This window comes from Brevibacillus sp. (assembly GCF_003521185.1).
In the GTDB taxonomy this organism is placed as follows: Bacteria; Bacillota; Bacilli; order Brevibacillales; family Brevibacillaceae; genus Brevibacillus; species Brevibacillus parabrevis.
Map to the genome: position 1 here is coordinate 143,340 of NZ_DOTK01000079.1, position 12,176 is coordinate 155,515.

Annotated in this window: 14 protein-coding genes; 6 read left to right on the top strand and 8 right to left on the bottom strand. The window is 51.5% G+C overall.

Annotation, left to right across the window (positions count from 1 at the left end; translation table 11 throughout):
- Positions 1-45: 45 nt before the first annotated feature.
- Positions 46-549, top strand: coding sequence for a hypothetical protein (locus DEP07_RS24020; RefSeq protein ID WP_281868376.1), 504 nt, complete (start codon positions 46-48; stop codon positions 547-549).
- A gap of 141 nt (positions 550-690) precedes the next feature.
- On the opposite strand, the gene DEP07_RS24025 is transcribed toward DEP07_RS24020, so the two are convergent.
- Positions 691-828 carry a sporulation histidine kinase inhibitor Sda gene (locus DEP07_RS24025; protein ID WP_063230759.1) on the bottom strand — a complete coding sequence of 46 codons (138 nt, stop codon included), beginning with the start codon at positions 826-828 and terminating at the stop codon, positions 691-693.
- 277 nt (positions 829-1,105) lie between these two features.
- Entirely contained in the window at positions 1,106-2,317 is a 1,212-nt protein-coding gene (locus DEP07_RS24030) for an ornithine--oxo-acid transaminase (protein WP_122965773.1), read from the bottom strand.
- 278 nt (positions 2,318-2,595) lie between these two features.
- On the opposite strand from DEP07_RS24030, the gene DEP07_RS24035 reads away from it, so the two are divergent.
- Positions 2,596-3,936, top strand: coding sequence for a sigma-54 interaction domain-containing protein (locus DEP07_RS24035; protein WP_229049948.1), 1,341 nt, complete (start codon positions 2,596-2,598; stop codon positions 3,934-3,936).
- 215 nt (positions 3,937-4,151) lie between these two features.
- A complete protein-coding gene (locus DEP07_RS24040) occupies positions 4,152-5,585 on the top strand; it encodes an amino acid permease (RefSeq protein WP_122965771.1) in 1,434 nt (477 codons plus the stop codon).
- A gap of 307 nt (positions 5,586-5,892) precedes the next feature.
- Here the strand turns inward: DEP07_RS24040 and DEP07_RS24045 are convergent, their stop codons facing one another.
- Positions 5,893-7,110 carry an MDR family MFS transporter gene (locus tag DEP07_RS24045; protein ID WP_287103136.1) on the bottom strand — a complete coding sequence of 406 codons (1,218 nt, stop codon included), beginning with the start codon at positions 7,108-7,110 and terminating at the stop codon, positions 5,893-5,895.
- A 132-nt stretch (positions 7,111-7,242) separates the two neighbouring features.
- Here DEP07_RS24045 and DEP07_RS24050 point away from each other — a divergent pair, with 132 nt between their 5' ends.
- Entirely contained in the window at positions 7,243-8,127 is an 885-nt protein-coding gene (locus DEP07_RS24050) for a LysR family transcriptional regulator (protein WP_122965769.1), read from the top strand.
- 5 nt (positions 8,128-8,132) lie between these two features.
- On the opposite strand, the gene DEP07_RS24055 is transcribed toward DEP07_RS24050, so the two are convergent.
- Positions 8,133-8,798 (bottom strand): phosphatase PAP2 family protein, encoded by a 666-nt coding sequence (locus DEP07_RS24055; protein WP_122965768.1) that lies wholly within the window; start codon positions 8,796-8,798, stop codon positions 8,133-8,135.
- On the bottom strand, positions 8,785-9,249 hold the full coding sequence (locus DEP07_RS24060; protein WP_122965767.1) for a YaiI/YqxD family protein: 465 nt from the start codon (positions 9,247-9,249) through the stop codon (positions 8,785-8,787). The genes DEP07_RS24055 and DEP07_RS24060 overlap by 14 nt, the downstream gene beginning before the upstream one ends.
- 83 nt (positions 9,250-9,332) lie before the next feature.
- Between DEP07_RS24060 and DEP07_RS24065 the strand changes: the two genes are divergently transcribed.
- Positions 9,333-9,647, top strand: a complete 315-nt coding sequence (locus DEP07_RS24065; protein WP_063230752.1) for a hypothetical protein — start codon at positions 9,333-9,335, stop codon at positions 9,645-9,647.
- A gap of 108 nt (positions 9,648-9,755) precedes the next feature.
- Here DEP07_RS24065 and DEP07_RS24070 read toward each other — a convergent pair whose 3' ends face one another.
- Positions 9,756-10,709 carry a S8 family peptidase gene (locus tag DEP07_RS24070; RefSeq protein ID WP_173595727.1) on the bottom strand — a complete coding sequence of 318 codons (954 nt, stop codon included), beginning with the start codon at positions 10,707-10,709 and terminating at the stop codon, positions 9,756-9,758.
- 192 nt (positions 10,710-10,901) lie between these two features.
- On the opposite strand from DEP07_RS24070, the gene DEP07_RS24075 reads away from it, so the two are divergent.
- Positions 10,902-11,141: a stage VI sporulation protein F gene (locus DEP07_RS24075; RefSeq protein ID WP_063230750.1), complete on the top strand. Its 240-nt coding sequence runs from the start codon at positions 10,902-10,904 to the stop codon at positions 11,139-11,141.
- Between the two features lie 84 nt (positions 11,142-11,225).
- On the opposite strand, the gene DEP07_RS24080 is transcribed toward DEP07_RS24075, so the two are convergent.
- Positions 11,226-11,315, bottom strand: a complete 90-nt coding sequence (locus tag DEP07_RS24080) for a YjcZ family sporulation protein (protein ID WP_122965765.1) — start codon at positions 11,313-11,315, stop codon at positions 11,226-11,228.
- 132 nt (positions 11,316-11,447) lie between these two features.
- Complete coding sequence (locus DEP07_RS24085; protein WP_217364905.1) at positions 11,448-12,059, bottom strand: YczE/YyaS/YitT family protein; 612 nt, start codon at positions 12,057-12,059, stop codon at positions 11,448-11,450.
- Between the last annotated feature and the right edge of the window lie 117 nt (positions 12,060-12,176).

Genomic DNA, 12,176 nt, shown 5'->3' on the forward strand with positions numbered 1-12,176 from the left:
TAGTAAAATGCTAGATGATTGAGAAAGATGACGGAGGTATGCATCATGTCTGATGTTATCGTGTTTAAAGGGGCCGTAACTTACCCCATCACTTTGGACCCGACTGTTTGGGTGTTCGACGATCGCAAGTTTGATTTGAACGCGTACACGGGTGAAGACGACCCTGCTTTGTCCAAACAAATGCAATATTTGCAAGGAACAGGAACACAGTGGGACAAGGAATTGCGCGAAGGCGCCCAGCTGCCGTCCGAGCGCAAAAGCTTGGCCGAGGAGCGCAAAGTGCTGGAAGGCGACTACGGGATTCGGCTCGATCCGTTCATCACTAATGCCGCTCCGCTGCCTGAAGCCACCCATGTTCGGCTTCATCGCGAAAACCAGGAGCCGATCGTCCTGCCGATTTCCGAAGCAAGACGGGCGATTTTGCAGTTTGCCAAGGCCGGAAAACCGATTAAAGGAGACGGGCCTGTTTACTTTTACTTGCCGGAAGTTCTGCTCAACAAGGAAGCGCCGATTACCGGAATCACGGCACTGGAGTTTTTTTCCGCCTGATCCCGCACGGCACTGTTTTTGAAAAAAGAAAGAAAAAGCCATCCTCTAACTGAACAGTCGCTCCCATCAATCAGGAGGACTGCTCATGGCCAAGGATGGCTTTGTCGTTTAGGTCTTATGTGTTGTGGTTGCACTGTGCACTCAGGCGCTGACCTGTGTGATGCGAATGTTTCGTGTCTGCATCTCTTCGCGAAGCAGTTCAATAAAAGCAGAATCTAGCTGAAGGTCGACAGCACGATGATATACTTCTATCAGCATTTGGTCACTCAAGTATTTCACCCTTGCTCACCTCCATCCTGTCGTATGAGTTCATTGTACCAGATGATAGAGTATCGAACAACCGTTCTGATATCCACAAAGCATGTGGAAATGTTGTGAGTAACTTGTGGGCAGCCTGTGTGTAACAAACAAAAACGCGGGATTCCCTATGTGGATTTTTCTTCCACTTTTATCCACAGGTAGTCGAATTTTGTCGAACGATTGAAGGATAGATTTCAGCGCTGCCAACGATAAAAAAACAGCCATCCTTGACGCCGGATGGCTGTTTGCTCTGTTTTTACGCGTTTGCAGTTTCCGATACGTGCAGCACTTGCTTGATGCGATCGATTGCCCAATCGAGATCTTCTTTGCTGATCACGAGCGGCGGAGCAAAACGGATCGTTGTTTCGTGAGTCTCTTTGCACAAGAGGCCCAGTTCTTTCAGCTTCTCGCAATATGGACGAGCCGCTGTAGTCAGTTCCAGTCCGATGAACAGACCGCGACCGCGAATTTCTTTGATGATCGGGTTGTTGATTTCACGCAGTTTTTCCATGAAGTACGTTCCCATTTCCAGGGAGCGTTGCACGAGACCTTCATCGGCAAGTACGTCCATAGCGGCAATCGCTACTGCGCAACCAAGCGGGTTTCCGCCAAAAGTGGAGCCGTGGGAACCTGGCTCGAACACGCTGAGGATTTCTTTGTCAGCAGCTACAGCAGAGATCGGGAATACCCCGCCGCCGAGCGCTTTCCCCATGATGTACATGTCTGGCTTGACGCCTTCCCAATCGCTTGCGAACAGTTTTCCGGTACGGCCAAAGCCTGTTTGGATTTCGTCGCTCACGAGCAGCACGTTGTTTGCTTTACATACAGCTTGTGCTTCCTTCAAGAAGCCTTCTGTCGGAATGATAATGCCCGCTTCGCCCTGAATCGGCTCCAGCATGAATGCTGCGGTGTTTGGTGTAATCGCTTGCTTGAGTGCTTCAATATCGCCGTAAGGGATGATTTTGAAGCCTGGAGTGAACGGTCCGAAGCCGCGTCTGTACTCTTCCGCAGAAGAGAAAGAAGTAATCGTTACGGTACGGCCGTGGAAGTTTCCTTCACAGACGATGATTTCTGCCTGGTTTTCCGGTACTTTTTTCACATCGTAAGCCCAGCGGCGAACAGCTTTGAGAGCGGTTTCTACTGCTTCCGCACCCGTGTTCATCGGGAGGATCATGTCTTTGCCAGTCAATGCGGACAGCTTTTCGTAAAACTCGCCCAGCTGGTCATTGTAAAAAGCGCGGGAAGTCAATGTCACTTTGTCTGCCTGATCTTTCAACGCCTGAATGATGCGTGGATGGCGGTGGCCTTGGTTCAAAGCGGAGTAAGCACTCAGCATATCCAAGTATTTGTTACCTTCTGGATCTTCTACCCAAACACCTTCTGCTTTGGAAATGACGATCGGCAGCGGATGGTAGTTGTGTGCGCCGTATTTTTCGGTTTGATCAATGACAACTTTTGTTTTCGTCATGGTGGTAGCCTCCTTCGGTTTCACTTGCCAATCTTAATCAAGCAAGAATGATGCCAATATAAAAAACGTGCGAAACGGCGCAATGGAATCCGTTTTCAGCAAAATTTTTTTGCATGCGTTTTCCTTATAATTTTGCAGGTGCATAGACATTTTGCACATCGCCTGTTCTATGATATGATACTGTCACGAAGAAAGGCTGGTGACCCATTGTGTCGACTTCAAGGCAAGAATCTTCCCTCGACACGTTTTTGCGCATTTACGAACATATCCTGGACAGAATGAACGAGGGCGTCCACGTGATTGACGCCACCGGCACAACGATTGTGTACAACCAGAAAATGACCGAGCTGGAGTCGATGGCCCGCCAAGACGTTCTGCATAAGCCTCTGTCGGAAGTGTTCCAATTCCACAGTGGTCAGGAGAGCACGCTGCTCACCTGCTTGCGAACAGGAAATAGCATACGCAATACGCGGCAAACGTATTTCAATGACAAGCAAAAAGAAATTACGACGATCAACAACACGTACCCGATCATCGAAAACGGGCAAATCATCGGCGCGATGGAGATTGCCAACGATGTGACGAAGATGGAACGGCTGATCAGGGAAAACCTGCTTGCCAAAAACGGCTCCCGCTACACCTTTGAGCAGATTATCGGCAAAAGCGGCCCGATTCTCGATGTGATTGAAAACGCCAAACGCGCGGCGCGCACCTCCTCCTCGGTCCTCGTCGTCGGCGAAACCGGAGCCGGAAAAGAACTGTTCGTGCAAAGCATTCACAACGCCAGTCTGCGCTCATCCGGCCCGCTTATTTCGCAAAACTGCGCAGCGCTTCCCGACAGCCTCATTGAAGGCTTGCTGTTCGGCACGGCACGCGGCGCTTTTACCGGAGCCGTGGAAAGACCCGGTTTGTTCGAACAGGCAGAGGGCGGCACTTTGTTTCTGGACGAAATCAACTCGCTTAGTATGCCTCTGCAAGCAAAATTGTTGCGCGCCCTCCAGGAGAAGTCGATCCGGCGCATCGGCGACACGAAAGACCGGGCCATTGACGTGCGGATCATCGCCGCCATCAACGAAGACCCTGTCGAGGCCATCGCCAATTCGCACCTGCGAAAAGATTTGTACTACCGTCTCGGCGTCGTCACGCTGTTTTTGCCCCCGCTGCGGGAACGCAAAGAAGATATTCCCATGCTCGTCTCGCATTTTATCGAAAAGTACAACGAGCTGTTTCAAATGGAAGTCGCGGGTGTCTCGGCGGATGTCCTGCAATTTTTCCAGGAGCATGACTGGCCGGGTAATGTCCGCGAGTTGCAGCATCTCATCGAAGGCGCGATGAATTTGATGGTGGACGAGACGATGATCCGCTACGAGCATCTGCCGCTGCATTTTTTGCGCCGCTCCCCTGCAAGCGCCGTCGTGATCGAACAAGCGCCGCCCCGTTCGCTCCCTTTTATCGAAGAAGGAAAATCATTGAAAGAAACGATGCAGGAGTTCGAAACCGCCTATATTCACCACGTCGTCGATCGTTACCACGGCAATATTTCCCGGGCGGCCAAGGAGCTGCAAATCAGTCGGCAAAGCTTGCAATATCGCTTGCGCAAACTGGGAATCAAAGGATAAAAAACAGCTTCATTTTTTCATGACGCCAAATTTCTTGGCGTTTTTTCATTTTTTTTGCACAAGTGTGCCGATTTGTTTTGCACTTTTCTCCATAAACTACCTGAAAAAGTCGATTTGCTTGGGCCGTTTCATTTGGTATCATTCTTGCAGAGCATATATCGCGCCTGAAAACGCATTCATCGAATCAATATTTCTCGCGTGAAGGAGAGGGTTATATGACACCAAGCAGCAACGAACAGAACAATGAACTAAAACGCAGTATGAACAGTAGGCACCTCTTCATGATTTCTCTTGGAGGCGTAATCGGAACCGGACTGTTTCTCGGTTCAGGCTATACTCTCAGCCAGGCTGGCCCTATTGGTACGATCCTTTCTTTTCTGGTGGGCGGATTCATCATGTACCTCACCATGCTCTGCCTCGGCGAATTGACCGTCGCCATGCCTGTTGCCGGTTCGTTCCAGACCTACATGACCCGGTTCGTAAGTCCGTCCCTCGGTTTTGGAGTAGGTTGGCTGTACTGGCTCGGTTGGGCGGTAACGGTTGCCCTGGAGCTTTTGTCGTCCGGTCTGTTGATGCAACGTTGGTTTCCAGACTCGCCTGTCTGGATGTGGTGCGCCATCTTCGGTGTCCTTTTGTTCCTGTTGAATGCGCTTTCTGCTCGTGCGTTCGGTGAGTCCGAGTTTTGGTTTTCCAGCATTAAAGTAAGCGCTATCATCCTGTTTATCATTTTGGGTGGCGCGGCCATGTTCGGCTTGATCGACATGAAAAATGGACAACCTGCTCCGATGTTCTCCAACTTCACCAGCACCTCACTGCTTCCCCACGGAATTACCGGGTTGCTGATGACGATGATCACGGTGAACTTCTCCTTCCAGGGTACCGAATTGATCGGTATCGCGGCAGGCGAGAGCAAAGAACCGGAAAAAACGATTCCGAAATCGATTCGCGCTACAGTTTGGCGCACGCTCGTCTTCTTCATTTTGGCGATTGCGATTGTGGCAGGGATGATCCCTCACCAGCAAGCCGGCGTTATCGAAAGCCCGTTTGTCGTCGTATTCGACAGCATTGGAATCCCTTATGCGGCAGACATCATGAACTTCGTCGTATTGACTGCCCTGCTGTCCGTAGCAAACTCCGGCTTGTACGCCGCAACCCGGATGCTCTACTCCTTGTCCAACGAGAAAATGGCTTCCCGCAAACTGGCGATTGTAAACCGCAAAGGTATTCCGATGAATGCGCTCATGATTACCTTCGCGATCTCCTTGCTCTCGCTGTTGTCTGGCTTTTTCGCGGAAGATACCGTGTTTATGGTGCTTTTGTCTATCGCTGGTCTGGGTGCGCAAGTGGGCTGGATCTCCATTTCGGCTTCGCAGCTCGCTTTCCGTCGCCATTATCTGAAAAACGGCGGCAAACTGGAAGACCTGAAATTCCGCACGCCTTGGTATCCGGTCCTTCCGTTGGTTTCGTTGATCTTGAACTTGACCGTTCTCGTGAGCCTGGCCTTCGATCCGGAGCAGCGAATTGCCCTTTACTGCGGGGTGCCGTTCATGATTATCGCGATCCTCATTTACCAATACCGCTTCAAAAACCGACTGGAGCCACAACCGAAAAACGATCTTGGCTCTTATCGCAAAGCGGACAATCTATAAGAAAGCAAAAAGAAAAGCTTGCACTCCCATTTTCGGGAAGCAAGCTTTTCGCTTTATACGCAAACTTGTTTGGCCATGCTACAGAGAGATTCGCACGATTTCCGTTATGACTACCATGGCAAAAACGGCAAATCCAAGGGAACTCGTCACCAGCAACATCCGCTTCAATTTTTTCATATCTTCCATATAAAATTCCCTCACTTTCGTTAACGCCCAGCATTTCGTTTCCTACCGATATATACGCACAAGGAATGGTAAATGTTTCAATTTGCGCCCAACATTTTTTCGTGTTTTCTCGTCAAAAAGTTTACGGCTGCGCGATTTTTGTCAAATCGTTGCCGAGTTTGTACGTATCGCGCTCCATCAGGTGAAGCATCCAGGCAACGAGCAGCCCGACAACGAGGCAGATCGTCCAAGAAAGCCACGTCGCTTCCAGCCTAAGCCCCACATCGTACACCCAGCCGCCTGCGATCTGGCCGAGCGAGCCTCCGATGGCGATCGAGTAGCCGTTGAAGCCGTAGTAAGCCCCTACCAAATCTTTTGGCGCAAAACGCGGAACGACGTCTACCAGATTGGGCACGGCGATCATCGTCCCCAGTGCGAACAGGAATACATCGATGAGCAACATCCACAGAGAGTCGGCAAACGTAAACAGGAACAGTCCTGCCCCCATGACGAGGGTGCCGATCCCGATCAAGGTGAGCCTGTGCGGGTAGCCTTCCAGCCATTGCGTCACTTTCATTTGAAAAAGGATGACGAACAAAGACATGGCAGACAAAACAATTCCGACCGAAGTTTTGCTATGTGTCACATGCTCCACGAGCAATGGTATCGTCAAAAATACTTGCATGTTCAAATAGTAGTAACCCATCAAAATCAAGGTAAAGCGCACAAAGCGCTTGTCCCGAATCACCGTGAACATGCTCTCCCAAATACTGTGCCGCGTGTTGGTAGCGCTGATCGGGGCCAGAAAAAAGAACGAGACGACCGCGTTCAAGGCAAAAACCGCTCCGGCAAACAGGGACAGGTAGGTAAAATCGACAGCCGACAGCGCTGTACCGACGATTTGCGAACCGACCACCGCAATATTTCCGAGCACATTGCGAAAGGCGAACACTTCTTTGCGGATAGAATCAGGGGTTAAAATCGCAAACGCCGCCGAGCCAGCCGGGTCAAACAACGCCCCACCCAAGCCTGACAAAATCGCTGCGATAAAAAAATGCCAAGTCTCGGTGCAAAAAGCAAACAGGGCAAAGCCGACAGCCCGCACTGCCATACCCAAAACCATCGCGCCCTTGTAGCCGAAGGCATCGGCAATGACTCCGCCCATAAACGCAAAGCCTTGCTGGGAAAATTGTCGCACGCTAAGTACCAGACCGGCCATCGCCAGCGTCCATCCGATACTGCCTGTCAAATACAAGGTCAAATAAGGAATCAGGGCGTAAAAGCCGAGATTCATCATAAAGGATGTCGCCAACAGCAGTTTGACCGAAAACGGTGTTTCTCTCCACATTTCCCGCTTCATTCGATACCCTCGCTCTCCCGTTTGCTCTCATGATTTAGGGATATCCCCAGCTTAAAGAACAGGGTATAATTTGGGAAACGAACGTTTTTGTATATGGTTATCAAATATTTAGATAAGAGGGAAACACACGCTATGGACTTCGAACAACTGCGCGCTTTCTACACATTGGCACAGACCAAAAACTTCACCAAGGCTGCGGAGATGCTCCATCTTGTCCAGTCTACGGTGACGATGCGAATCAAGCAACTGGAAGAAAAAGTCGGAAAGCCTCTCTTCATCCGTGACAAGCGAAGTGTTGAAATTACCCAGGCAGGCTTGACGCTTTTGCCTTATGCCGAGCGCATACTCAAACTGTCCCACGAAGCGCTCAACGAAGTCGCTTCTCTCCAGCCCTACGAGGACTACTTGTCGATTGGCAGCCTGAACGCCATCTGGACCTCTACCCTCGAACCGATCTTGAAAGAGTACCATTGCCGCTATCCGCAAATTGCCATCAGCACCAGAACCGGGCATTCCTCGGACGTCATCCAGTATTTGCTCGACAACGTGATCCAGATCGGGATCGTGTACGTGCCGCCCTCCTTGCCGAACTTTGAAGTCATTCCTACCTGGGATGATGAAATCGTCCTGGTCTGCTGTCCAGAGAGCAGCGTCGCCCAAGCGACTCACGTGGATTCGCGCGAGCTTCGCAACCTGCCGCTGCTCTACATGAACTGGGGACCGCCTTTTAACGAATGGATCAGGCAAACATTGCCGCGCAACTACGTGCCCAAGCTGACTGTCGACAAGGCGGAGCTTGCCATCGATTTGATCAAGGAAGGGCTTGGCGTCAGCTTGCTCACCCGCTCTGCGGTCAAAGCAGAGCTGGCTGCCGGGACGCTGAAGGAACTGCCGATCACTGGCAACAAGCCGCCCAAGCGCTCAGCCTATATCGTCCTGCCGAAAGACAAAAAAAATAAACCCAGCGTAGAAAAATGGCTGAGTCTGATGAGTGAATTGGGATACTCAACAACGTAGCGCAACTAGCGCGATTGCGGTATGGGGCCGACGACGACATCTCGTCTCCCCAGCCTTTTTTCATAGCCCCAGCGAACGCAGAAATACCAGCACATCGACAGGCAAAACCCGGTCAGCACATCGCTCAAAAAGTGCACGCCCAAGTACACGCGGCTCGCGGCAAGCAGCACAACGAAGACAAACACGACAGGCTGTACGTATGCCGACCAACTTTTTTCCTCGTACCAGCGGGCGATCAGCAAGGCGAGCATCAAGTAAAAGCCGGGCGCGATCATGGCGTGGCCGCTTGGGAAAGAAAACGAATCCGGCAGATCGATCAGATTGAATCCAACTGGTCGAGGACGGGCAAAAATCAGCTTCAAAATCTCGTTGACGACTTCACTGACCCCGAGCGACAGCAGGATGACGACAGACTCAAGCCTGCGTTTTTTGAGGAAAAGGGCGACGATCAGCACGACGCCAAACGGCGCAAGGAAAGTCGCGTTCCCAAAGTGGGTAAGCAGCTGGAAAAAGCTCGTCAAGCCAGCGGAGCGAACAGCGGCTGCCAACGAAAAGGCTGCCTGATCCATCCCCGCTACCTGACCGGTTATGTATTGGCGAAACATCCATGCCCCCAGCACCGCGAACACGATGCCGCAAAAAATCAATCCTCTTTCTTTACTCGTTCCCATCCTGTTGTTCTCCTCTCTCTAGCAATGAACGCAGTGCCGTCAAAAAGCGCTGGTCATCTTCACGCGTACGGGCCGCAGGGCCGCGCGTTCTTCCTCCCCCGCGACGAAAGCGGGCTTTCTCGTTTCGCTCCTCCAAATGAAAAGCCATCCGTTCCGGTTCAAAAATCAGGCCATGCGGCGTCAGCGGCTGCGCACGCTTGCCAAGAATCAGAGCCGCCAGTCCAATATCTTGCGTCACGACGACATCATTCGGGCGGGTTTCATTGGCGAGCTTCATGTCGACCGCCTGCGGGCCGGCATCGACTGTCACGTGATGCTCGGAACCGATCTGATGATTGTAGCTGGCAAACGTGAGGCACTGCCACCCGAACTCCTTGCACAACTGTTGCGCGATCACCAGCGCCTGGCGCGGACAAGCATCGGCATCGATCAGGACGCGTCCTTTTTGCATCCAACCATTCCTTTCAAGCGCTTTTCTCTCCCCGATTCCGCTCATTTTTGGTATGATGGAACTGGAGAGGAGTGAACTTACCTTTGCGCAATTACTTTACTTTCGATGAACGTTTAGGCATTCGCCTTCCTGCATTGGATATGCAATGGGAGGAGTATTCACATACGGAACGTGCGGACATTTTGATGGAGTGGGAAGAAATTCGCGCAACCATCCCCGATCGGATTCACCGGGTGGAAGCTGTGATCATCGAGAAAACCAAGCAGATGTCCGAGGAGGAAAATTTCGCGCGCTCTTGTGAGCTGAACAGCGAAATTCATGAATTGGCGAGCGTCATTAATGATCTTAATATATGGTTTCGCGTCCAGCAAGATCATGACACCAAAATTCATCAATAATCCTCGAAACAACACGGCGAGGAACACATTCGAGACGTTTTTCCCACAAAAAAAGCTCTGTGGCTGCAAGAAAGCCATGGAGCTTTTTTCCATTTCGCTGTCTTTCATCTACTTTGCCTTGTTCCGCTTGCGGCCGATTTCCAGCGCCATCAGCCCGGAGACGTGTGGAGCTGCCATCGAGGTGCCGTTCAGCTTTTTAAACTGGTTGCCCGGCCACGTCGATAAAATTTCCACACCAGGCGCTTTCGTATTCGCTCCCCTTCCGCGCGAGCTGAACGAAGCCAGCCTGCCCGACTGATCGATTGCGCTCACTCCGAGAACGCCTTTGTACTTGGCAGGGTACTCGACCTCTCCCCCGCTGTTTCCCGCCGAGGCTACCATGACGATGCCGTGCTCTTTCGCCTTTTCCACAGCTCGCGCCAACGCCTCGCTGTATTGCGGCATGCCGAAGCTCATGTTGATCACGTCCATTTTGTTGGCAATCGACCAGTGCAATGCCTGCAAAATCGTCGACAGCGACGCTTTGCCCTCGTGGTCGAAGGCGCGTACGTCGTACAGATGCGCCTCGGGAGAGACACCGACGATTCCGCGCTGGTTCATCTCGGCCACAATGATTCCGGCTACATGCGTCCCATGTCCGTTTTGCTTGCCGCGCACAAAATGGACGCCCCCTTTGATCCGATCCTTCAAGTCAAAATGGTCGCGGGAAATCCCCGTATCAATGACCGCCACCTTCACCCCTTCGCCCCGGCCTTTTCGCCACAGCTTTTGCGCGCCGACATAGCGGACGCCCCACGGGATTTCGTCTTCGCCCTCTGTTTCTGTTTGTGTTACTGTTTGTGCTTGGGCATGGACGCTTACGGTCACATTCTCTTCCACCATGGCTTGATACCTGCGAAAATGTTCGCAGTGCTGCTCGTATATGTTGTCCTTGATGCACAGGCAAGCCCAGTCATCGAAGCATCGCCAAGGAAGTCTCTCTGTTTTGGTCATCACTTTTTTCTGCAAATCGCTCAGGATGTCGTGAAAGGACGTCTCCCGCTGAAAGCTGATGATTTTCAACCCACTAGCCTCCTGTCATGCACAGCGTTGCCACATCCTATGTCACATCTGCCTCTGTCTGCTTGGGCATCTGCACACCGCCCGCCAAAATAGGCGATTCCCCCAGTCCATCTGTCCAAGCAAACAGATGCCTTCTCCCATATAACTGCTTAGGGCAGGCTCAAAGCCAATCTTGAGAGGAGAGAGTGCTGTATGGGTAAAAAGAAGGGCAAAGGCACAGGCGATCTCTTGAAAAAAATCAACAAGAAAAGCAAGAAAAAATGGAAAATGAGCGACATCAAGTCGTTGGCGAAAGGAATCACGAAAAAAGATTTGAAGGACGACAAGAAGCTCGGCGATCTGATTAAAAAAGTGAGCAAAGCCGTAGGCGTCAAACTGTCCGACAAACAAATCTCCAGTGTCAAAAAGCAGGTTCATGAAAAGCTCGACTAAGGCGAGCGAAACAGCAAAAAGGGAGAGCAGCTACGCTCTCCCTTTTGCTATTGCCAACCTTTTTGCGGTCGGTGTGTTACCTCGTTAGTCGCAAGCGCAAGCAACGATTGTCAGCAATACGAACAACACCAGAATCAAAGCAAAATCGTCGAATCCTCCGTTGAACAGACTCATTCGCTTTCCCTCCTTTGTCAGCAACTAATCATAATGTATGTGCGAATAGCCAATCTTGATTGGACGCTCGCCCAGACATTGCCCATTTTTCAGGATAAGAGTGTAGCTGCTGTGAGGGAAAACCGCGTCAGATCAACTCGCGCGACGCTCGATTGGCTCCATCAGGCCATACTGTTTTTTCATAACCGACTGCCAAAAAGGAATCGTCCGCTGAATCATCGGCCCCGTCAAAACGGCAATGAGCACCGTTCCGATCGACACTGGGCCACCCAGCGCCGCCCCGGCAATCAACACCGTTACTTCGATAATCAGCCGAACCTTTTGAATGCTCCAGCCCAACCGCTCGTTCATGGCAAGCATGAAGCTGTCGCGCGGCCCTGCCCCCAGGCGCGGAGACAAGTACATGCCGATGCCGATGGTCATGACGACTACGCCGAGCAAAAACACCAGCAAGCGCAGCCAGAATGACTCGAACTCCGGCACGATGTTGAGCCATAAAATCAAGTCCAGGAAGCTTCCGAAGCAGATCATGTTCAGAAACATGCCAAAGGTCGGCTTGATTTTAGCTACCAGATAGGATGACAAAATGACCACTACGCCGACGATCTGCGACCAGATGCCAATGGTTAAACCAAATGTTTTTTGCAAGCCGATGTGAAACGTATCCCAGGGCGCCACCCCGAGATTCGCCTTGATCGCGAGCACGCAGCCGAATGCCCCGATGAACAATCCGAGCACAAACATGGCGTAGCGCACGGCAATCGACTTGCTGACCCGTGTACCGGACACCGTCGTTCACCTTTCCTCTCCCGTTGCCATTTTTCTCTCACTGAATGGTGAAGTCTCACATCCATGCGTTCA